At 37.3% G+C, this 23859-nt stretch carries 16 protein-coding genes; 11 read left to right on the top strand and 5 right to left on the bottom strand.

Going from position 1 to position 23859, the window contains the following annotated elements; all coding sequences use genetic code 11:
* Nucleotides 1-6: 6 nt before the first annotated feature.
* Nucleotides 7-1131 (bottom strand): efflux RND transporter periplasmic adaptor subunit, encoded by a 1125-nt coding sequence (locus HCX49_RS13440; protein WP_168127361.1) that lies wholly within the window; start codon nucleotides 1129-1131, stop codon nucleotides 7-9.
* Nucleotides 1132-1590: 459 nt separating this feature from the next.
* Here HCX49_RS13440 and HCX49_RS13435 point away from each other — a divergent pair, with 459 nt between their 5' ends.
* Nucleotides 1591-2199: a helix-turn-helix transcriptional regulator gene (locus tag HCX49_RS13435; RefSeq protein WP_237682797.1), complete on the top strand. Its 609-nt coding sequence runs from the start codon at nucleotides 1591-1593 to the stop codon at nucleotides 2197-2199.
* Between the two features lie 138 nt (nucleotides 2200-2337).
* Here HCX49_RS13435 and katG read toward each other — a convergent pair whose 3' ends face one another.
* A complete protein-coding gene (gene katG / locus HCX49_RS13430; RefSeq protein ID WP_168127360.1) occupies nucleotides 2338-4620 on the bottom strand; it encodes a catalase/peroxidase HPI in 2283 nt (760 codons plus the stop codon).
* Between the two features lie 547 nt (nucleotides 4621-5167).
* On the opposite strand from katG, the gene HCX49_RS13425 reads away from it, so the two are divergent.
* On the top strand, nucleotides 5168-5719 hold the full coding sequence (locus tag HCX49_RS13425; RefSeq protein WP_168127359.1) for a hypothetical protein: 552 nt from the start codon (nucleotides 5168-5170) through the stop codon (nucleotides 5717-5719).
* A 257-nt stretch (nucleotides 5720-5976) separates the two neighbouring features.
* On the opposite strand, the gene HCX49_RS13420 is transcribed toward HCX49_RS13425, so the two are convergent.
* Both HCX49_RS13420 and HCX49_RS13415 read right to left on the bottom strand, forming a co-directional pair.
* Complete coding sequence (locus HCX49_RS13420) at nucleotides 5977-7452, bottom strand: tetratricopeptide repeat protein (RefSeq protein WP_168127358.1); 1476 nt, start codon at nucleotides 7450-7452, stop codon at nucleotides 5977-5979.
* A gap of 224 nt (nucleotides 7453-7676) precedes the next feature.
* Nucleotides 7677-8870, bottom strand: a complete 1194-nt coding sequence (locus HCX49_RS13415; protein WP_168127357.1) for an FAD-dependent monooxygenase — start codon at nucleotides 8868-8870, stop codon at nucleotides 7677-7679.
* 476 nt (nucleotides 8871-9346) lie between these two features.
* Between HCX49_RS13415 and HCX49_RS13410 the strand changes: the two genes are divergently transcribed.
* The 9 genes from HCX49_RS13410 (at nucleotide 9347) to HCX49_RS13370 (ending at nucleotide 22561) form a co-directional block, all read left to right on the top strand.
* The gene (locus tag HCX49_RS13410; protein ID WP_132770293.1) at nucleotides 9347-10303 is read left to right on the top strand and encodes a hypothetical protein; all 957 of its coding nucleotides are present in this window, start codon (nucleotides 9347-9349) and stop codon (nucleotides 10301-10303) included.
* A gap of 784 nt (nucleotides 10304-11087) precedes the next feature.
* A complete protein-coding gene (locus HCX49_RS13405; RefSeq protein ID WP_168127356.1) occupies nucleotides 11088-14306 on the top strand; it encodes a SusC/RagA family TonB-linked outer membrane protein in 3219 nt (1072 codons plus the stop codon).
* Nucleotides 14307-14320: 14 nt separating this feature from the next.
* Nucleotides 14321-15811 carry a RagB/SusD family nutrient uptake outer membrane protein gene (locus tag HCX49_RS13400; RefSeq protein ID WP_165902403.1) on the top strand — a complete coding sequence of 497 codons (1491 nt, stop codon included), beginning with the start codon at nucleotides 14321-14323 and terminating at the stop codon, nucleotides 15809-15811.
* A gap of 36 nt (nucleotides 15812-15847) precedes the next feature.
* Nucleotides 15848-16801 (top strand): DUF4465 domain-containing protein, encoded by a 954-nt coding sequence (locus HCX49_RS13395; RefSeq protein ID WP_132841920.1) that lies wholly within the window; start codon nucleotides 15848-15850, stop codon nucleotides 16799-16801.
* A 17-nt stretch (nucleotides 16802-16818) separates the two neighbouring features.
* Entirely contained in the window at nucleotides 16819-17940 is a 1122-nt protein-coding gene (locus HCX49_RS13390; RefSeq protein ID WP_132770301.1) for a TlpA disulfide reductase family protein, read from the top strand.
* 498 nt (nucleotides 17941-18438) lie between these two features.
* Nucleotides 18439-18993 carry a hypothetical protein gene (locus tag HCX49_RS13385; protein ID WP_132770303.1) on the top strand — a complete coding sequence of 185 codons (555 nt, stop codon included), beginning with the start codon at nucleotides 18439-18441 and terminating at the stop codon, nucleotides 18991-18993.
* 102 nt (nucleotides 18994-19095) lie between these two features.
* Entirely contained in the window at nucleotides 19096-20010 is a 915-nt protein-coding gene (locus HCX49_RS13380) for a helix-turn-helix domain-containing protein (RefSeq protein ID WP_168127355.1), read from the top strand.
* Between the two features lie 107 nt (nucleotides 20011-20117).
* On the top strand, nucleotides 20118-21311 hold the full coding sequence (locus HCX49_RS13375) for an MFS transporter (RefSeq protein WP_168127354.1): 1194 nt from the start codon (nucleotides 20118-20120) through the stop codon (nucleotides 21309-21311).
* A 191-nt stretch (nucleotides 21312-21502) separates the two neighbouring features.
* Nucleotides 21503-22561 (top strand): FUSC family protein, encoded by a 1059-nt coding sequence (locus HCX49_RS13370; protein WP_168127353.1) that lies wholly within the window; start codon nucleotides 21503-21505, stop codon nucleotides 22559-22561.
* Nucleotides 22562-22688: 127 nt separating this feature from the next.
* On the opposite strand, the gene HCX49_RS13365 is transcribed toward HCX49_RS13370, so the two are convergent.
* Nucleotides 22689-23669: a helix-turn-helix transcriptional regulator gene (locus HCX49_RS13365; protein ID WP_168127352.1), complete on the bottom strand. Its 981-nt coding sequence runs from the start codon at nucleotides 23667-23669 to the stop codon at nucleotides 22689-22691.
* Between the last annotated feature and the right edge of the window lie 190 nt (nucleotides 23670-23859).

Here is a 23859-nt window from a genome sequence, read left to right as displayed (position 1 = left end):
TCTCTATTATTTTGTGGATACAGGGTTAGGTTGAATTTGCATACCATCTTTTAGGTTTCCAATTCCTTCAGTGATAACCATATCACCAGGCGCAAGCCCATATTGCACCACATAGTGTTGTTCTGTTGCTATCGGCAATACCTTTATTTCGGTAAGGTGTACGGTATTTTTAGCCTCTACCGTGTAGACATAGTGATTTCCCTGCATTTCAAAAACCGCTTTTTTAGGAACCTTCACTGCTTCATCAATTGTTGTCGGGAGCTGTAAAGTTGCGCTCGCTCCGCTCCATAATAAACCATCAGGATTTGGAAATAATGCTCTAAAATTTGCAGATCCGGTTTCTAAACTTATGACCCCGCTCAGACTCTGAATTTTTCCTTTAGACCCGTAATCTTTTCCATCAGCAGTCCGTAAATTAACGTGAGGTATATTCCTTAACTTCTCAGCCATGCTCTTACCTGGATATTGATTTAGAAAGCTATTAAGCTGTTTCTGACTCAAAGAAAAATGCGCATATACTTCCTTCGTATTCGCAATTGTGGTCAAAGCAGTTTCAGAAGTACTACTGACTAGACTGCCCTTTTTAAGTGGCAACCGTCCTACTATACCTGATATTGGGCTAACAATCTGTGTAAATGCTAGTTGTGATTGTGCATCTGACAATGCTGCTTTTGCCTGATTAAGTTCAGCCTTTTTAACCCTTTCTACATTCTTCGCTGTCGTCAGTTCAAATGAATTTACGATTTTCTTGTCCACAAGAGACTGCGTTCTCAACACTTGAATACTAGCCGTTTCTAGGGCTGCTTCCACTGCTAATACTGCCGCTTTTCGTTGATTCACATCCTGCACGAATCGATTGGCATCTATTTTAAATAGCTTTTGCCCAGTGTGCACAAGACTGCCTTCTTCGATAAAGACTTCCTCTATATAACCATCTACTTTTGAACGAATCTCTACTGTCTGCAATCCTTCTAACGTCGTTGGATACTCTACCGACAGAGTCGCTTTTTCAGATTTTAGTGTAAGTACAGGATAGGCAATTATTTCACTTGTTGCTGTTTCTTTCTTTGAATCGCAGGAGACCATTCCCGAGACGAGAAATAACAATAGATATAAGTGCATTTTTTTCATGATAATAATTTAGTAATGAAACAATAAGTAATAAACTAGGCATGAGCTTTTGCCTGAGATTCCATACATATTATCGTTAAAAGACTAGACATAGGAATTCCGCTCCCCGCTCAAACCTGTATTTAGCTTGGGGATATTTTTACTCTTTTCTAGTGATAAAAACTAGATTTTAATCTTTATAGTAGTGAAATTACCTCTTCAGTATATTCCAATAGGGAACAACAGTTGTAAAGGCAAGAAATGCTGACTGAGCAATCTTTTTCGGACGGTGTATTTCTGGTGTATCTATCCACATAAAAATAATTATTACAATTCTTACTTAGCATTTACCAAATTTGATAATCAGAAGAAGTAGACTTACATGTATCTATTTTGATAAGTGTAACAAAAGTAGTAATTTTGAATAATAAAACAACCAAATACTTGTTTTATTATTTTATGACGACAAACCGAATTTTAATGTTACTGAAAATGCGAGGTCCGTTAACGGCACTCGACATTGCCCATGAATTAAAAATAACCAAAGAAGGTGTTAGGCAACAGCTGGTTAAATTTATGGATGAAGGCTTGATTGAAGTAGAGACAGAATCAAAGGGAGTCGGGCGGCCACAAAAATATTTCAATATTTCAGAACTCGGAAACAGCAAATTTCCGGATACCCATGCAGAGTTAACGGTGAAATTATTGACAATAATTAAAGAGTCAATAGGGACAGAAGCTTTACAGACGATCATTGAAGTCAATGAAGCAACAGGAAAAAAAAGATATCATGAAGAGATCGACCCTTTACCCAATCTAAAGTCTAAGATTGAAAGATTAGTCTCCATTCGTACCCGAGAGGGCTACATGGCAGATTATACTGAAGATGACGAGGGATATCTGCTAGTAGAAAATCATTGTCCTATTTGTGCAGCGGCTAAAGTCTGCCAAGGATTTTGTGCTTCAGAACTTCAGATTTTTCAATCCGTCTTAGGCGAATCCGTCTTGGTACAACGTACCGATCATATCATAGCAGGGGCGAGACGTTGTGCATACCGTATCGTATCTTCTGCAAAAGGTTTCGAATAGCATTACACAGAAAATCCTCTCAAATTAAATGAGAGGATTTTCTGTATAAATAGGAATTAAACAGTATCGGTGGCTGAATGACTTCATCCAAGCCAAAGCAAATCGATATGCTCTAAAAGGTATTGATTAAACCCTTATTTAAGATATCTTATCAAAACGATCAGCATTCATCACTTTATTCCAAGCTTTTATAAAAGCATCCACAAATGACTTTTCATTGCCAGACTCAGCATACACTTCTGCAACAGCCCGAAGTTCAGCATGCGAGCCAAATACGAGATCAGCACGTGTCGCAGTCCACTTCGGTTGACCCGATTTACGGCAACTACCTAAATACAATTCTTTCGTTTCATCCATTGGCTTCCATTGCGTTGCCATATCTAAAAGATTTACGAAAAAATCATTGGTCAGCTGTCCTGGACGTGAGGTAAATACACCATGTTTAGATTCGTCAAAATTGATATCAAGTACACGAAGACCTCCTATTAGAACAGTCATTTCAGGAACTGAAAGATTTAATAATTGTGCTTTATCGATCAATAATTCTTCGGTAGATACTGCTTTGTTTTTTAATTTACGATAATTTCTAAATGCATCTGCTAGTGGTTCTAAGAAGGCAATCGACTCTACATCAGTTTGGTCTTGACTAGCATCTGTACGCCCCGAAATAAAAGGAACTTCCACATCGTAACCCGCCTGGTGTGCCGCTTTTTCAATAGCAGCCGCACCCGATAAAACAATCAGATCAGCAATTGAAACTTTTTTCCCTCCAAACTGTGCATTATTAAACCGTGTTTGAATGTCTGTTAATATTGTTAATACCTTATTTAATTGCATCGGTTTATTGACCTCCCAGGCATTCATCGGAGCTAAGCGGATTCGAGCTCCATTTCCTCCTCCCCGTTTATCCGAATTACGAAAAGTTGAGGCCGAAGCCCATGCTGTAGATACCAGTTCCGAAATCGATAGACTTGTATTTAAAATCTGTGCTTTTAGAGATTGAATATCTGTCTCATCAATCTCAGCATAATCAACCTTAGGAAGTGGATCCTGCCATATAAACTCTTCATGAGGCACATCGGCACCTAAATAACGCGAACGAGGTCCCATATCACGGTGCGTTAATTTGAACCAGGCACGAGCAAATGCATCAGCAAACTCTTGTGGATTATCCTTGAAGCGACGTGATATTTTTTCGTATTCAGGATCAAAACGCAAAGACAAGTCTGTGGTCAGCATAGTCGGTTTTAATTTTTTATTCGGATCGTGCGCGTGCGGAATAATATCACCAGCATCTTTAGCTACCCACTGATGAGCTCCAGCAGGACTTTTTGTTAACTCCCATTCAAAATCAAACAAGTTTTCAAAAAACAGATTTGTCCACTCTGTAGGTCTACTTGTCCAGGTCACTTCCAGACCTGAAGTAATGGTATCTCCACCTCTCCCTGTACCAAAAGAATTTTCCCACCCGAGTCCTTGAGATTCTAAACCAGCAGATTCAGGTTCCTTACCAACATGATCAGCAGACGCTGCTCCATGCGTTTTACCAAACGTATGCCCGCCGGCAATCAATGCGACCGTTTCTTCATCATCCATAGCCATACGTCCAAAAGTATCCCGGATATCTTTTGCTGCCGCAATAGGATCGGGATTACCATCAGGTCCTTCCGGATTTACATAAATTAAACCCATTTGAACTGCTGCCAATGGGTTTTCTAAATTTCGGCTATGAATCTTACCATCAGCGTCATCGTCAGACACCAATACGCCATGTCCTTCCTTTACTCCCTCAGATCCATCTGCATAACGAACGTCGCCACCAAGCCATGTTTTCTCTGAGCCCCAATATACATCCTGATCTGCTTCCCAAACATCCTCACGTCCTCCTGCAAAACCCAAAGTTTTAAAGCCCATTGATTCCAAAGCCATATTCCCGGTTAAAATCAATAAGTCTGCCCAAGAAATCTTACGTCCATATTTTTGTTTTATAGGCCATAACAATCGTCTTGCTTTATCTAAGCTCACGTTATCTGGCCAGCTATTTAAAGGTGCGAAACGTTGCTGTCCTCGACCTGCTCCCCCACGTCCATCGCCAACACGGTAAGTCCCTGCACTATGCCAAGCCATACGAATAAATAATGGTCCATAATGACCAAAATCCGCAGGCCACCAATCTTGAGATTTTGTCATTAATTCCTTTAAATCATTTTTTATTGCATCCAGATCCAAACTTTCAAATTCTCTTTTATAATCAAAATCCAAACCCATAGGATCAGACTTTACATCATGTTGACGCAATAAATTAACTTTTAACTGGTTTGGCCACCAATCTTGATTTGTTGTACCTCCACCAGCAACAGCCTTACGCAATGTTCCATTATGAAATGGACACTTATTAATGTCATTGAATTCGTTTTCCATTGGTTTCTAATTTTTCAAATAATTAACGTTCTATTTTGGCTATCTCAACTAACTAAATTTAAACAAAAAAAAATAGCAAATGAAATTTATCTGATCTTTAGGCTCTCCTAATAAATTAACCTTCAATAGAATATAATTTACACAGATAAAATTATTAACAAATCCTATAAACAGATGAACTGTATATTCTTTCCTATTAAAAATACAAGGTTATTTTACGCAAGAACATCATTCTTCTTGAAAGTAACTAATGCATGACACTTTAAGATCCCTTCGCGCAGTTTCCATGAAGTAATAATAATTACATCATAAGATAAATTATTAAATTCTATTTCGTATATTAACCCAATAATTATATACTATTTTTAAAATAAATCTAATAGACACTTTAAAGTTTATATTTCGCATTATTTATGAAGATCAAAACAAGGTTTAAGACAAACTTTGTTAAGGATTCACGATCGTATGCCATGTAATTTAAATCATCCGAAAGTTTTGATACATCAAGGCACAACAAACAGTTAGTTACCTATAAATACCCAATATTATGAATAAAGAAGAAAATCGAAAGCCTAAATTAAGATTAAAAAAAGAGATTCAGGATAAGCTTGAGGCTGAAAACATTACTCTAGAAGAGTTTTTTGAACAGAAGGAAAAAGAGAAAAATGACAGATTCACCCAGGAACTCCAAGATTACCGTTTAAAATATCCTGAGCCTCCACAAATAGTGGTTGAAATAGAATTGGCTGAAAATATTCAAAATTTAGGTTATAAAAAACAATTTTTTAACCGTAAAGATGCTGATTTTTTGGTTAGAGAGATTGAAAACTGGGAAAATGAAAATAGCTATATGGAAATAGAACCTTTCACCGATGATCAAAAAGAAAAAATGATTCAGACCTATATTACCACAGGTATACGATATGATTTTAAAAACATAGGTATCACATTATATTATGCTCCTATATTCTACCAAAACAACTATGACAATGGAAGATCTCTATTGAATTATGGCACTTTATTGTATAAATATGATCATTTCAAAAATGAATTCTCAATTGCCGATAACGATGATTTTCACGACATAACGTTTTCATAATCGATCAGTTAAATATCTCAATTCACCGATCTTCATCAGATGTACAAAAGCAAAAAAAAGAGCTAAATCATAATGAAATGAATTAGCTCTTTTCTAATTTTACCCTTAAGTTTATCACAACTTTAGTCAAACTACCTATCTAAATTCTTACGGTATCGATTATAAATATTGTTAGACGGTATATTTGTACCCAAAAACAGCAAATATTTTATGATTTTATTTTCGGATCGATTTAATTCTCGTAATTTTTATATCTGTTATTTCAGACAATCGACTAGCAAAGTATCTTCTACTTGAATGGCCATTTCTTTTGCTTTGAGCAAATCGGAACAATAATCTACGTCATTCAAAAACCGTTTAATTTGCCCCCTGACATAATATGAAAACCCATTATTTGGTTCCAGCTCAATTGCCTTATTACAATCTCCCAAAGCATTTAACAGATTTGGTTTGTCTTTTTTAGATTTCATAATCCAGTTTATTCGAAAAGGTTTATTCGGCAGTTTACTGCTCATAATTATATTTGACTGTTTGGATTTTTCAGCTAAACATACTTGAGCAATTGCTCTATTGACATAAGCTAACGCATATTTTTCATTGCTCCGGATACTGTGATCAAAATCTTCTAAAGCAAGTTTATATTGATGTTGAAGCAAATAAATATGTCCCCTCCTATTCCAATATAGTTCCTTTTCAAAACTACTGCCATTAGGCATCAGCTCTATCGCTTTATTTATAGCAGATAACCCCTCATCCAGATTTTCAGATTGAACTTTACATTCGGCATCATTATAATATATACCGGCAATTGATACATTGTAATAAGAATTGATATCTTGCTCGCTCGCATTTGTAAACCGTGGATTTTTTTTTAATTCCGTCATCATCCCCTCTTTATTGGCTAATGCATGATCATAATTTAGCGATGCATTTTTAAAATCTTTTAACGCTAGGTATGTGTTACCTCGAAAAGATAAAAGCATTGCATTATTGGGAAATTTATTGAGCCCGGCATCATAAATTTCCAGCGCTTTATCAAATTTTTGTAAATTATAAAAAGCCACTCCTCGCTGGTAATAAAAACTGGCTTTACTATTATCGCAAAAATCCAGCAATGCATCATCTATCCTTTTAAAAAATGCGGAGTCATTAATTTTCACCTGCTGTGCGAGATCTTTTGCAGTAGTAAAATCCTGACAGGAGGCATCCATATCTTCCATTTCAAAATACACTTCAGCTCTGTTCAAGTAAGCTCGAAAATGATTCGGGTTTAATTGGATCGCCTTAGCATAATCTTCTAAAGCCTTTTCAGGTTGTTTTAAATGATGATAGATCGTACCTCTAGCATCAAACAGTCGATCATCCTGTGGATCAATCGCCACTGCCGTATCCAAGTAAGTTAAAGCTTGAGTAAAATCGTTTTTAGCCGCATAAATTAGACCTATATTTAAATAGCAACGTGAACAGGTGGGGTTCATGGAAAGTGCTTTACGATAATATTTCTCTCCCAACACCATATTGCTTATCTGGAGGTACTGGTATCCCGTTAAGCGTAACAAAATCTCATTTTCAGGATGTTTTTTTACCTGCATCTCCAAATAACGGATGATCTTTTCAGATTGACCAATCAGATTTAAAGAATCTACTGTCTTTTCAAAAACACTTTTATGCTGCCCAAATACCTGTGCAGTAAACAAAAATGAAAAGAAAAACATAGTAAACATCAATCTCATAATGTAAAATTTGATATAATTATCACAGATTAGGTCTTGTAAATCGACAAGCCATAAAAGTGCTCACCGTTAAAACAATTCCTGCATTAATCATGCCTAATTTTAATAAACAACTGCTTAAATCCAAACGCAATCTGACTCATAATACATAAATCAAATAACCAAATTCGCTAAAAATCTTTTAACAGTAATTTACTTATATACTATGTTCCCCAATCTCTTTGCTAACTATAATAAGGTAATTGGATACGCTCTTTTATTTCTTTTTTCCCTTTTGCGCCAAAGAGCTTTGCTATTTTTTTCACCAATTTACTTGATGCAATTCCTAGCACAGTATTGAACACTTTGATTCCAAACTTTGTTTTCGGATGTGCTAGCCATGGTACTCCCGGGGGTAGATTCTGAATATCTTCAACATAAGGGCGCATTAACTTTTCATAAGCTTCAAAGGCATCTTGATGATTCTGGTGTCTCGACAATTCTCCAGCCAATACATATGCACCAACTATAGAAAGACTTGCCCCCATTCCTGACATCGGAGTTGGACAATAAGCCGCATCCCCAACCATAGCACATCTTCCATTGGTCCATCGAGGTGCCTTCACTTGACTTATACTATCAAAATAAACATCTTTACTTTCCTCCAATCCTTGTAGCAGACGTGGTGCCTGCCAACCAGCATCAGCAAACTTTTGCTTCAAAATTCCTTTCTGCTCTTGCAAACTAAGTTTTTCGTACCCTTTCTCTGGCGATAGAAAAGAAAATGATGCACGGGTGGTTCCTACATTATCTGGTCTTAGGTTTAATACTCTTGATTCTGGTGCATTATACCAATAAGCCCATGACGTGTCAGAATCAATACGTGGAATAGTCAAATAAGAGCAGTAAACTCCAATATATTTGATCACGGGCTCATCTCCAAAAATTAGCTTCCGTGTTGACGAACGAATTCCATCAGCAGCAATGACCAAATCAAAGGAGCGCGGAGTACTATTTTTAAAAGTAACATTCACTTTATCTTTATCTTCTACTAAAGCTAGAATCTGATCTCCAAAAATATAGGGAATATTATCTTTAGTCGCATTAAAAAATACCTGCGCAAGATCTCCACGCAAAATCTCAAGTTCTGCGGTTCCGAATCCACCATTAGTTTTAGGAAATTCAGCTAAAGTATGATTGTTAACATCAACAAAACGGATTCCTAGTTCACCTGTATTTGCTGCTCTGATTTCATCTTCGAGCCCCATTAGCTGTACTACTTTCTGAGCTTCATCTCTAACATCTATATTTTGTCCGCCTAATCTCAATTCTTCTGCACGCTCTACGATGGTGACATCAAAACCAAATCGATGTAACCAAAATGCTAAAGCCGGACCAGCAATACTAGCGCCTGATACAAGTACTGTTCTTTTTTCCATTGATTTTTATGTTTTATGACTCATCTACAATACGAATAACAGTTGAAATTCACATCGTACTGAATTTTCACACTGCTCCCTTTATGTACCGGTTCAATTAGTCCAGAAATATTTTCACTTTCTCTAATGTAAACCTATTTTTCCAAAACTAATAATTCTTGCTATATGATTATAAATTACAAATGCATCATCATGATGATTAAATATCAAGCCACTGCGGCAGCCTGCTATTAAATAATGAAACCTAAAATTCACATTTAATTAATACCACTTACCTGCCTATCTGCTTTTTACTTCATCCAAATCACTCAACTAAAACAACCTACATATTAAATCCATATTAATTAAAAACACACTTTATGACAGATATTTTACGGATAAGCAACAGTAATAAAATAAATTCGGTATATTCAGTTATTATTAACCGTACAGAATTATAGTGATTTGAGCCAATAATATATAAAATCAGCATCATTATGTTTTTAGCAACCAAATCGAAAATCATTACAACAGCCTTATTTATAGGGTTTATGACGTCCTGCTCTGTTAATAAGAATACAGCATTTATGCTGACCCTTAAAAATAGTTATTGCATACCACCAACCTACTTTCTAAAGGCAGAGCAGACATTACCTAATTACGCTATAGATTCTCTAGCCATCCACGATGAATTAAACAGTGTATTCTCAAGACAAAATATCCTTATGCTTTATGCTCTTGGACTGACCAAGGAGATAAAAGAATTACAAAAACTTAAAGGCAATACTAGTGTTAGTGCAGAAATTCGTAAGCTAACGATCAACAATAAGGTCAATAGAACACTGCTTCTAGCACTATCAGATATCAATGCCGCAGCAGCCGAACTAGATTGTGAAGCAGAACGCGTCGATCAGGTCGCTGGATATATAGATAATATCAATGCTTCAAGAAATAATAAACTTGTCGTGGGCTCTATTGCACTGGGTGCGGCTGCATCAATAGCCGGAGCTCTCATTACCAATAATAATGTCAATAATGCAGTAGGTATTACAGGTGGGGTACTTGGTGGAGGCCTTGGTTTTTTCACCTTGAATCCCAAAGGAAAAAAGATAGAGTTTTTTCATCCTCATAACCTATTGCGAAATGTATGGACTGAAAATGATTCGGATCAAAGCTTTTCACCTTTTATCTGGTATATGCTGAGCGAGAAAGAATTTAGTAACGATGGTAATAGCTCGCTATTGCACAATCTCAAAACACGATGGATCGATTATCAGTTTGACAGCAACGAAAATCAGGGAAACCAATCTGTTATATTTTCGGATGGAGGCATTTACTTTGCTGATGATTTACACTCCAGAGCAGCTATGATCAACCAGTTACAAGCCGTTATCCGCTCCATTAACCAAAGTATCAACAACTTAATACTGGAAGCAAATAAAACACTTGAATAAATTAATTACCCAACATACTCACGCTAAAATCAATAATGATAAAACTTACCTTATTAGTTGCTTTAATATTCATTTACTTTAATCCGCTTGCTAGTGATATATATTATCTTCATGAATATTATAAGTTTATGAAGATCTTTTCCCGAAGCGTAATATTCTTGAACGCGCTTTCCGTTTAATTTAACCAATTAATACTGCTCTAAATCAAAACATAAAGAGAAATAGTCTAAGCGTAGGTAATTAGTAATTATAATAATGGTTTGGCCCCAACTTTTCATCATTTACTTTTCTTCCTGTTGTTAGATTTAGAGACGCTGTACTTGTAAGCTTATCTTATAAGGACAGAAAATTACCTCCTATCACTATATTTTATATAAAATCACTTATAAAAATCACGCAATTATTTGTCAATAATAAAAAAATATATCACAACAATAATTGACTTTTCCCCGATTTGATAGTTATAAAAAGCTATTTTCTAAAAATAATTTAAATCCATAAATAATTGCAAATGAACACATTTGGTTCAAATTAAAATATTTTTAAAATAAAGACTACCAAAATGGTAGATTTAATATTTTTTTCTAATATATTTACATCACAATCAACAGAAATTAGTTAACCCTATGCCTTATAAAAATCATTTCTCACTGCTTCGAATGTGCCACTGGCACTTCACTAATTCTACCCCAAAAGCAACAAGTGTCTATACATCGACATTTCCATAAAAAAACATTTAGTTACTACTAAACAAATCGTCGTTTACTAAAAATTTAAATTTTCAATGAAACATATTCAATTTTCTAAATACACCCGTATTTGGCCGGGGATACCTTTGCTCATATTTACCCTCTCCACTGTAGTGGCATATGCACTTGAAAATCCCCAGTTGAAAGGCAAACAACTACAATTACCTGCATCACCTCATACTAGGTATTCCCAACTGTCAGATCAAAAAACAGTAGTCCGTGGCAAAATCCTTAACGAGTCGAATAAACCCATACGTGGGGCTACAGTTAAGTCGAAAACCTCCGGCGTGCTGGTACATTCTGACGCAGGGGGAAACTTTGAGATTCCTTCCAGTAAAGGAGATATACTAATTATCTCCTATATTGGATTTGAGACCGTTCAATATCCTTTACACAACCCGAAGGAACGAATTGATATTACGTTACGTATTCGTCAAAATGCACTTGAGGAGACCGTCGTTATCGCCTACGGCCGTTCCAAAGCAAAAGATATTACCGGATCAATGACACGTCTTACTGAAGCTGATCTAAAAAATGCTCCTATGGGGGCCAACATCCAAAGTCTGCTTCAAGGAAAAGCTGCAGGAGTCAATGTAGCCATTCAGTCAGCCTCCCCTACATCACCAGTCAGCGTCATTATTCGAGGAGCATCTTCTTTGACCGGAAACAACCAGCCACTATGGGTCATCGATGGTGTACCTGATTATTCGAACAATACATCTGGCAATATAGCCAATACCCTTTATAATCTGAATCTCGAAGATGTTCAAAGTGTTGACATTCTAAAAGATGCATCTGCTACGGCTTTATACGGATCAAGGGCCTCAAACGGTGTCGTTTTAGTAACTACAAAAAAAGGTAAACAAGGTCAGGCACCGACTATTGAAGTTTCTTCCCGACTGGGACTACAGACTCAGAATTTCAATGATTACTCTTACTTTGACGCACCCCAATACATTGATTTTGCCGATAAGGCGGCACGCGAAGAAGTAATAAGTAGAGGATCCTTCGATTATTTCACTCGCTTATATTTAGATGAGCAAGCATTTTTTAACTTACGTACTAGCGAATATGATAAATCCGATCTCCGTATATTACCAGGCGCTTTTTATGAAGGGAACACCAACTGGTTAAACGAAATGACACAATCCCCCTGGAACCATACCCACACATTATCTTTACGTGGAGGAACACAAGATGTAGTTTATTACGTTTCCCTCAACAATCAGAATTATTATGGAGTAATACAATCAGGAAAAAGTCGACTTTATGGGGGCCGTGCAAATCTAGAAGCAAAGCTTAGAAAAGGATTAAAATTTGGTCTACAGATAAACGGTTCATCCCGCAACACTGATGATAAAGATTATATGCTCAACGTGATTAAAAAAATAAGACCTGACATTCCAGTTTACAATCCAGACGGAACACTTTTCACCCGAGATCCTTATACTGAAAACCCCTATACTACTTTATTGAATACACAAAATGGGGAGAACAAAAATTTTAATGCTACTACTTTTTTAGAAGTAAATGTATGGAAAGATTTCCTCTTTAGAACTGCCTATACCGCCAATTATAGCAATAATGAATTTCTTAAATACATGCGACGGGGCAGTACCTTTAATTACGACGGCAACCGAAACTGGCAGTATCAAAAAACGAACTCTCAAGTCTGGGAAAACACACTTACGTATGCTAAACAACATGGCAACCATGATGTGCTGGCCTTATTAGGTTATTCCTTTGAGAAAACAGGTCTCACCAATTTTGGCATGATAGCATCTAATTTCCCTGACGATGACATCCTCAATAATTTTTCTTCGGGAGCAAACAGAGGTGCTTTGGCAGAGGATTACACAGCCTACGCATTGGTATCTCAGTTCTCAAGACTACAATACAAATATAAAGACCGCTACATCCTAGGTGGAACCTTAAGAAGAGACGGCTCATCCCGTTTTGGTCCTAATAACCGTTGGGGAATTTTCCCCTCCGGCTCTTTTGCCTACCTGATCCACGAAGAATCTTTTTTTAAGAACGCAGCTATTAAAGAAAAGATCTCCTACCTTAAATTAAGGGGATCAATCGGAACAGCAGGATCACAAAATCTTGGAAATTACAGTTGGCAGACTTACATCGGCTCGGCTCGGTACAATGAAAGTCCGGCCATAAGTCCCAGCTCGATCGGCAACCTTGGCCTCAAGTGGGAAGAAACAAAAATGGTCGATATTGGGCTAGACTTTGGTTTATTCAAAGAGCGTCTCCGTGGTTCCTTTGGCTATTACTCCAAAAAATCCAACGACCTCATATATTCCAAACCCCTACCGCCCAGTTCATCATTCAGTTCCATCAGCTCTAATGTTGCTTCAATCAAAAATGAAGGAGTAGAATTTGACATCAGATATGATGTTATTAAGCACCCTAATTTCACACTTACTGTAGATGCCAATATTGCCAGCAACAAGGGAAAGGTTCTTAAGATCAACGGATCCGCCACAGAACTCAATTTTGGCAACATCGTAATCAAAGAAGGAGAACGTACAGGTCAATGGTTTGGTTATGAAACCTATAATCGTCTTTTCGTGACACAAGAAGAAATCATTGCGCTTCAGAGCACAAATGCAACAGGTGGCAAACAATATTATAGAAGTGCACAAGAAAGTATCGGAGATCTCTACTTTAAAGATCAGAATGGGGACGGTATCATCAATACCGACGACAAAGTCTCCTTAGGAAGTGCCGAACCTAAATATTTTGGAGGATTTGGTCTGACTGCTATTTACAAAAATTTCTATGCCAATGCCACTTTCACTTATGCATCAGGGATGAAAAGACTATGGAGCATGCCTATGGAGGATGTAGGCTACGTGGGCAACTACAACCAAAGTAACAAGATTGCTGGGCAGAGTGCTACTCTATTGAATCCCTACACCGCCACTATCCCTCGGATGACACAGTATGGTGATGGAGCAAACAGTACTTTTTCAGATTTCTGGCTTTATGATGCTTCCTATATTCGCCTGAGTGCGCTTAACCTAAGCTACAGAATACCGCAAAAAACACTTGCCAATTCGTTAATACAAGGCATCGACTTAACTTTTCAGGCAACCAACCTACTGACCCTTACTTCATATCCAGGGTTTGATCCACAAGGAAATTGGTCCAGCTCCAGTATTGGTACTGGAATGGGGACAGACAACAGTGCATATCCAGCTGCCCGGAATTTCAACTTAGGTGTAAAACTAACTCTTAGATAATAACAATGATACTTATGAAAAAACTTACCATACATATGTTCTTGGTTTTATTTTTTGCATCGCTCGTCGGTTGTGAGAAATACTTAGATCAACAGCCTAAATTTGCCCTCACAGAATCCAATGGCATTACAAATTATGCTAAAGCTAAAGCCGCTGTCAATGGGATATATTCCACTTTCCGCAATGACAGCTGGTCTGGAGCTCTTTATGTAGCTCAAACCACCAAAGCTGGTTTTATTAACTTTTCAAGTGTAGCAGATTACAACTTATCTTATACACAGGAGTCAGGAGGAGGATCTGCCATCTGGAGCGCCTTTTACCGCAGCTTAAATGCTGCTAATTTCGCTATAACAGGCATTGAAGCACTTCCACAAACCGCTTTTACCAACAATGAACAGCGCAACTCGTTACTTGGAGAGGCTAAAGCTGTACGTGCATGGATCAACCTTAACATTCTTTGGAATTTCGGTTACTGGTGGGCTGAAGATGCTAGCCCTTATGGACTTGTCTTTAGAGACAAACCCGCTTCTTTAGACAATGTCAGGGCTCCTCGAATATCCGTCGGTGAAAGCTATCGCATCATTAATGAGGATTTAGATTTTGCAATACAGCACGCATCGCAATTTGATAGCCCACGTTATATTTCCAAGCAATTTGCTCAAGTATTAAAAGCCAAAGCACTTTTGTATCGGTCAGGCTACCGCAATGAAACAGAACCGCTCAAACAAGCTCTTACTTTAATAAATAATGTCATGGAACAAGCTAGTAGTAAATTCCAGCTTCAGAGTGACCTAGCACAAGTATACCAAAGATCCTGGGAATCACCCGAAAATCTATTTGTCAAATACTTGGAGGACGATGGTTCACGTACTTCTGCAGGTGGTTATTGGTACACTTACGGCATCATATACCAAGGCAATACACTTCCTTTAGCACCCGGTGGGGCACGTACCGCTGGTCTCCGCTACGGTACAGACTGGTTTACTGGCGACCCACGCTGGCCTATTGCTACCGGAGAAGTCCGCGCTCCTGAAACATGGGACAATACTTTTCGGTATACCTTTAAAAAACTAGCGCGTTTAGGTAGCTATCAGGGCAAAGTCAATTCACCAGTTGATGAAAAATATGCGACCTATTATTTTCGTTTTGCAGAACTTTATCTGCTCAAAGCCGAACTGTTAGCACGTACAGGCGCCAGCGTAGCACAAGCTATCGCGCCGATCAATGAGCTTCGACAAAAAAGAACAGCACAAGCTTTCAACCTCCTTCAGCCTGGTAATCAGGAACAGCTTTATGACGCTATTTTTAAAGAAATATTTTTAGAATTATGCTTAGAAAATGGAAGTGAATTTTTCGCTAGTATCCGATTTAAAAAAGATAATCAACCTTGGATTGTAGCAATCAAAGATGGCTTAACTTTCGATATCACCAGAGTATCTTGGCCAATCCCAAATTCCGAGATTATCAATAATCCTGCTGCATTTCAAAACCCAGGGCAAGAGTAAACAACACTATTATTTTTACAATTATTAATTCAAAACATGAATATATTTAGAACACTCAGTTATCTCTCACTATTGGGTCTGACATTTCTCACAGCATCATGCAAAGATGAGGTCAAAGATGCTTTGGTTCCTTACCCGGAAGATATCACCTTCAATGAAATCATATTGGAAAGGTTTTCCAGCCGCATACCAGATGCACCTTTTCGATCAGGCGCCACATCCACAGGCTTTGTACAGATTAATATCCAAAAAAAAGGTGCTACAGATTTCAGTGGTTTTGCATTGTCCAATAAAAACTACCGTTCCTACCCTTGGGTCCTAAGTCCAGATTTCAGACCATCGACAGGGGTATCGGCAGATTTAAAAAGATCAGCTATAGATTCGACAGTATTTAGCGTCTACACGACCACCCCCAATAGAACAGAAACTTACCTCATCGGACACGCAAAAGATGATCAGGCATTTTTATCGTTTGATGACGCTGTCGCGCCTCAACATGTACTAATTGCTAACACAGCTTATACATATCTTCTGGCAAACTATGGATCGAACTATTCGGGCACATTGGATCCTGCCACCCAACAGTACAAGCTTGACGGAACCAAAGTTCGGAATCCCAACATTTCAAGTACCTCCACAGCAGACTATGGCCGATGGTATCTGCCCACATTAGCAGGAAAAGATCTCACCCGAATAGCAGGCTATACTGCTCTGAGCAAGACTCCAACTTATATCCGCTTGCTGATAACAGGATACCTTAAAGGTTCGCTGACAGGAACCACAACATTCTACCTGGGCACGACCAAAGGTGGTGATATTCAGAACCCAACGGTGGAGACCATTCGTTCCAACTGGACAAAAGTTGATTTGCAGCCTTTAGGGCGGGTTGACAAGATATTATTTACAATTGATGGAAATTATCGGGATGCGGAGCAAACATTATTAAGTCCCGCATATTTTGCATTAGACGGCTTACGCATTCAACATTAATACTAAAATATACAAACATGAAAAAAATCACAAAACACATCTTGCTTTTATTGCTTGCTCCGATTGTTTCGCAAGCACAGGTTTCAAAATTTGAAATCCAGGGCCATATTCCTGTTGTAAAAAAGGAATACAAAGCTTACCTGCTTAAAGGCAGTCAAACAGATTCTGTAGACATTAATCCTCAGGGTAAATTTATATTTTCCGGAGAGGTAGAAAGCCCTATAAAGGCACATCTTTTGGTTGGCTCAAGTCTAAGACAGGCCTACCGATATGCCTTTCCATTTTACATCGAGGCAGGTAAACTTGTGGTATCCAGTAAAGACTCTATAAACAACGCTACTATCAAAGGCGGTGCAGTCAATGCCGATGATCAAAAATTAACAGCACTGCTCAAGCCGTACAACGACGAGCAGACCAAACTTTACGAATGGTACAGAAACCTACCTGATACAGAAAAAGAAACCTTAACTGTGAAGCATAAAATTGATGAAACAAATAAAGAGATCAACCAAAAACGAACGACTATACGCAAGGAATTTTTAACCAAAAACCCCAACAGTCCCATTGCCTTAGATGTAGTGCAGGCAATCGGCGGGTATTCGCCTGAGTACAAAGAAATATATCCGCTTTATGATAAACTATCATCTACTGTTAAAAACAGCACTGCAGGAAAAAAATACTACGAACAGTTATTATTACACAAAGCCGTAGGTCTGGGGAGTATTGCCCCTACTTTCAGTCAGCAGGATACTTCCGGCCGAATAGTAAAATTAGAAGAATACAGAGGCAAATATGTGCTTTTAGATTTTTGGGCTAGCTGGTGTGGTCCATGTAGAGCTGAAAACCCAAATGTCGTAAAAGCATTTCATACCTTTAAGGATAAAGGTTTTACTATTATCGGCATCTCTTTAGATGATGAAAAAGGTAAAAATGCATGGCTTAAAGCGATCAAAGATGATAAACTTCAGGATTGGACCCAATTATCTGATTTAAAAGGCTGGAAAAATGATATTTCTACTCAATATGGTATCCGCGCAATTCCTTCTAACTTTTTACTAGATCCCGAAGGAAAGATTATTGCCAAAAACTTAAGAGGAGCTGATTTAGAAAAAAAACTAGCAGAAATTTTGAAACCTTAAGTATTTATACTTATAAATCCTATTACCATTAATTAAAACATTTATAAGGGTCGCCAGCCATGTGCGCTCTTTATAGATGTTTTAATTCCCAAAACGTCTCATCTTACTTAATTAATCACTCTTCAATTCGTTCACTCAAATATCATATGCATTCCTGATATATGTGTCTACAATACATTAACACGCTCTCCTTTAGAATCAACCGAAATATTATTTTAATTGATCTTCCAAATGCGAATCCAGTTTAGATTACGCTCCTGTAAACGGCATTCTAAGGTATGTTAGCTTAGCACCAACAAAAACTATAGCATAGTTGTTTTCTTGATAATTATCGTGGCACCTATCTACGGTTATTAAACCAAAGAGCTAAACCACATATCCTTTAAAAAATAAATTGTTATATTCAAAAAGACTGAGAAATAGATACACAAAGAGGCACATATTAAATATCGATTTGATACAGTAACAGAATTGATAAAATATTAAAAAACGAATAACATGAAGTTTAAAACAATAATCGGTTTACTACCTTTTTTGATCTTAAGTTGCAACAATTCAAAATCAAAAAAGGTAGATGAAAGAAAAATTAGTAAAGACAGTTTAAGAGTAGATACAGTTGATTTTCCAACAAAAATAGAGGTTCCAAAAATCGATACATTAGCGCGCATAGAATCAGAAAACAACGCATCTGTTACAGTTTCTGCAGATGATGTAACAAAGGCCTACGTGGATCTGAATACTTCGGATAGCATCCTAACGCTAAACGCCAATATGAGACTTGATCATCGTATATTTGGCTATGAAAAACCTGACACCAATTCCAAAAGACTATTTTTACTATCCATTTTCACCAACGACGTTAAGAACAATCCCTTTAAACTTCCATTAGGCGCCTATTATGAAACTTCCGGCTTGGATGAGAAAGGCCTAAAATTAAAATATAAAAATATCACTGGGAACTTTGTTCAAGCCACATTTATAGATGCAACCAAAATCAAAGGAACGACCCTATACTTGGAAAAAAAATGGGTAGAAATTATCCCTAAAAAATAATTAAACTATGCAAGCAGCTGTAATAAATACACAACATTTCAACTACTCTCTCCGTATAAAAAAGCAATTCACTATCTTTGAATTATGTAATTAATTAAAAAGATGCAAACAGAAGATTTATTAGGTTATTATACCAATATAAAGAAAGAAATCCCTTTAGATCTCATCCATTCTCAACGGAATGCTTTACATTTCAATGTCATCAAAACGGAGAGCTGTATGCTAAGTCTCCCCTATGCACGCAGAGACTATTACAAAATAACACTCACACAGAATCCCGGAATTTTAATTACAGATCAGGGTGAGCTAAAAGTAGACCGGCCCACCATATTCTTCTCACGCCCGGAAGTCAATTATGGCTGGGAACCACTTGCTGCAAATCAGGACGGTTACGTCTGCCTTTTCAATGAATCATTTTTAACCAAAGAAATGAAACTAGAATTCGACCGCGTGCATGAAGAGATGATAGCGAAACCGTTTACCTACATCCATCTCGATCAGGCAAAATTCCAGGAGCTCTTTTTTTATTTTGAAAGACTTGCGTCAGAACATATGGATGGACATATGTTTAAAAATGAAATCATTGACAGCATACTGCGTCTCATTATCTACAACGTTATCAAAGTACATCGCGAAACCATCGATGGACAGCGCATTCCGGCAAGCAACCGGTTAGTACATCAGTTTTTCACCCTATTAAATAATCAGTTTCCACTAGAGTCACCGCAGCAGATTCTGTATTTAAAAAGTCCTGCTGATTATGCCAATCGTTTAAATACCCATATCAATCATCTCAACCATCTGCTTAAGGCAATGACCGGAAAGTCGACTTCTCAGCATATTCAGGAACGCTTATTATTAGAGGGTAAAAAACTATTGGAAAATAGCGACTGGACCATCGGACAGATCGGTCAGGGTCTAGGTTTTGAATATCCGCAACACTTTACTTCCTTCTTTAAAAAACATGCGCTTATTACGCCTAAAATTCACCGCGTAAGATTTATGAAACAAGTTTGATTTTCGTAAAAATAACTTTGAATCCTGTCTTTTTAATACATCGATCTTCCTTTAATTTTGCTGACAGCATTAAGGAAACAGGTTGATCAAGATAATATGATTTTAGGATGAGAAGACAAGAAAAGAAACACGAGGGTATCAGTACTATTTTGACATTTATGCTTATACCGCTTTCCGGTTTTGCGATGGACATTTACATCCCTTCTTTTCCGGATATGGTAACCGCATTAGGAACCTCCATATCAAGTGTCCGATTAACCCTGACAGTTTATCTCATTTTTTATGGCCTGGGACAACTTCTTCTAGGAAGTTTAGTGGACAGTTATGGCCGTTACAGATTAAGCATGTTAGCATTAGTACTATTTATCCTGAGCAATATCTTACTGATCAACTCTTCCAATATTTATTTTATAATCGGTATGCGGGCCATCCAAGGCTTAGTCATTTCTATTATTATGGTATCCAAACGTAGCTTTCTCGTGGATGTTTATGACGGTGACAAATTAAAAAATTACACCTCATTACTATCTATTGTATGGTCGTCCGCCCCCATTCTTGCACCATTCTTAGGCGGGTTTCTGCAAAATTATGTTGGCTGGAAAGGAAATTTTTATTTCCTTGCTATTTATGCACTCATCATGTTTTTATTGGAGTACCGGTTTACAGGAGAAACACTAAAAGAACAAAAACCCTACCGCATTTCGGGTACAGTTAATGCTTTTAAAGTGATGTTGAGCGCTAAAGACTTCAGCATGGGCATAGTGCTATTGGGATTCAGTTACGCTATGGCTATTGTATTTGGGATGTCTGCACCTTTTATGATCGAGCATGACTTTAATTTTTCTCCTGTCATGACCGGAAATATGTCTCTTCTTTCTGGCTTATTTTTACTGTTCGGAGGCTTACTGAGTAAAGCTATGTTAGCAAAGCCTATGCTAAAAAAACTACGGCTAGCAACAATCGGACAAGCCACATTAGCCTGTTTAATGTTTGCAACAGCATTCTGGTATTACAGCTTATTTTCTCTGATGTTTTTTGCTTTATTAATGCATTTCCTGATGGGATTTATGTACAACATCTACTTCACCTATTGTTTGACACGGTTCCCACAATATGCAGGCGCAGCAGGTGGATTAACCAGTGGCGGGGCTTATATCGTGACTTCTTTTGCCAGCTACAGCCTGGTCAGTATATTGAATGTTGGTGACCAACAGACATTAGCGATCTGCTATTTTATCTTATCCATCTGTATAGGTTTAACTTTATTAGTAATCGGAAATAAACTAAAGAGAGCAGACTGACAATAAGCTGTCCATTATAAATATTCAATTAAAATACAAGCTACAACTTCCTGCTTTTTGCTTAAACCGTCAAAAGTCTAAAATGAGAATGGAAAATTATCAGAAATAAAAAACATCATTACCTTTGTTTGGTTTTTAAATTAGAGCGACAAACTAATTCGTTAGAGAAACCGGGTCAAAAAGAAAAACTCATGGAATCGTTTTTTAAATTTAATAAAACAAATAGACAATGGCATCTTCCCATCGTCGCAGGATTAAGTGTAGGCATTCCTATGATTCTGGGCTGGTATATGGACAACATTGAAGCTGGAAAGCTGGGATCCCTAGCTGGACTATCAATCTTATACATTCAATCAGATAAGCTTATCGAACGCATGATCTTACTGATGACTTGTTGTTTTGGGCTTATGCTATCTTTTTCGGTTGGATTGTTATTTTCGTTCAACCCAATGATTGCCCCTATTGCATTGGGTCTTTTCTCCTTCGGAGTACATTACTCCCTGCATAAGCTTCAACTTACCCGTCCACCAGGCAATTTCTTCTTCATCATGCTGGCATCTACGGCCATTTGTTCTCCCTTTCAACCTGAAAATATAGCCGAAAAAATTGGTTATGTTGCAATGGGAACCATATTAACCTGTGGTATCGGTTTAATATATAGCTTACTTACTCTAAAAAAGAATAATCAGCCCGAAAATAGCATTCATCTGAAATCGAGTTACACCAATATTGTAGAATCTCTCATTTTTGGACTCATTATGGCTTTCTCCTTAGCTGTAGCATTTTCGTTAAACATTGAAAAACCATACTGGATCCCCATCTCTTGCTTAGCGGTAATGCAGGGAAGCAGCTCTAAGCATGTTTGGCTCAGAGCAACACAGCGTATAACCGGAACATTAGTTGGTCTTGGAATTACCTGGCTAATTGCGTCAGGAAACCCAACGCCACTTATTATGGTCATAAGTATTACCCTATTGCAAGTCATCGTAGAATTCTTAGTCGTAAGGAATTATGCAATTGCAGTTGTTTTTATTACGATCCTAACTATTTTCCTCTCCGAATCTGGTAAACAGTTAACTCAAGACACCAACGAGATCTTTTTTGCACGTATGATTGATATTTTTATTGGAAGCGTCATCGGAATGATAGGCGGATGGATTTTATATAATGCCAAATTACTCCATCATGCCACGATGCAATTAAGAAAAGCTAGAATATTAATGAAGAAGACAAACCGCGGTACAGAATAAATAATAAGAAACGATATCGGTGCTTTACATATTTGTACGCTAAACCTTTATTTACTATTAACAATAGTGAATAAATTTAACACATTATGTGAGGATGGTATTCAGCTAAAAATGAGACCGATGTAGTTTACTTTTTAAACTGGCTCGGGATAACACCAAATTTTCTTTTAAAAGCCGCCGAGAAATGACGTGGATTTTTATATCCTATACTGTCCGAAACCTCACTGATACTCATATCCTGTTCGGTAATCATCAGTTTAGCCTGATTCATTTTAGCATCCGTCCAAAATCCAAAAACTGTTGTTCCAAACAGCTCTTTAAAACCCTTTTTAAGTGTAAACTCATTTGTACCCACATGATGTGCCAGCTCAATCAATGAACAAGCATTATTGAGATTATTCATAATAAACTCCCGCACCGCATACACTTTATGAATATCTTCCTTTCTTAAAGAAACATGGATGTGAGCCACTTCGCTCAGTTGTTCAAACTGCAGCAATAGGAGCTCAATTACCTTTGCCTCGAGAAACATTCTTTTAAAAACATTTTTTCTCTGACAGTTCATAATGTCATCTATAATCTCATACATCTGACGACTAATTCGATTATTTTCCACATTTATTGTCTCAGAATATCCCTTCTCAATTGCATTTCGAAATCTGTCAAATAAAAGAGTATCCTCCGGAAGAAATCTTTTAAAGAATGACGGAGCCAAATTAATCTCAAATAACTGAAAAACATCACTTTCCCATTTCATCTTCCCATGTAGCTGGTTGGCATATATGATATTATGTTGGTGAGAATCAAAACTTACCTCTTTTTTAAAATGCTCTGTGATCGCAGTACTTTTACCTTTTAGAGCAAAATGCATCTCTACGGTTTCAAAATCACTTTCAAAATACAGCATTAGATTATTGGACAAAATAGCATCACCAAAACCAATATGTACTCCCTCAAAATATATTTCACGGTAACATCCCTTTCCGATTGGAAGTTCGAGATGAGTTGTATATTCCTGTATTCGACCATCCGATGCAGATAAAACATCCGGATACTCTTTTTCCAAAAGCAAATTAGAGATGTCGGTATTGTACAATCGTAGCGTCATTATATGTTAAATTTTGATTCAGTTTCTCCTTCTCGCGGATCTTTTATTCCTTTTCACAGACCTTTTTAGGATAATTAACTTCTTATATTTGCACAAATATATAAATTATTTAGAATTATTCTTAATAGTAAGATTGAATATGCAACGCGCCGCTTATCATTATTCCCATCAAGTGCAGATGCGCAAAATG

This window comes from Sphingobacterium sp. B16(2022), from assembly GCF_012030425.1.
In the GTDB taxonomy this organism is placed as follows: domain Bacteria; phylum Bacteroidota; class Bacteroidia; order Sphingobacteriales; family Sphingobacteriaceae; genus Sphingobacterium; species Sphingobacterium anhuiense.
Note: the sequence above shows the minus strand (reverse complement) of the source record. Positions and strands in the feature narration are given on the sequence as shown.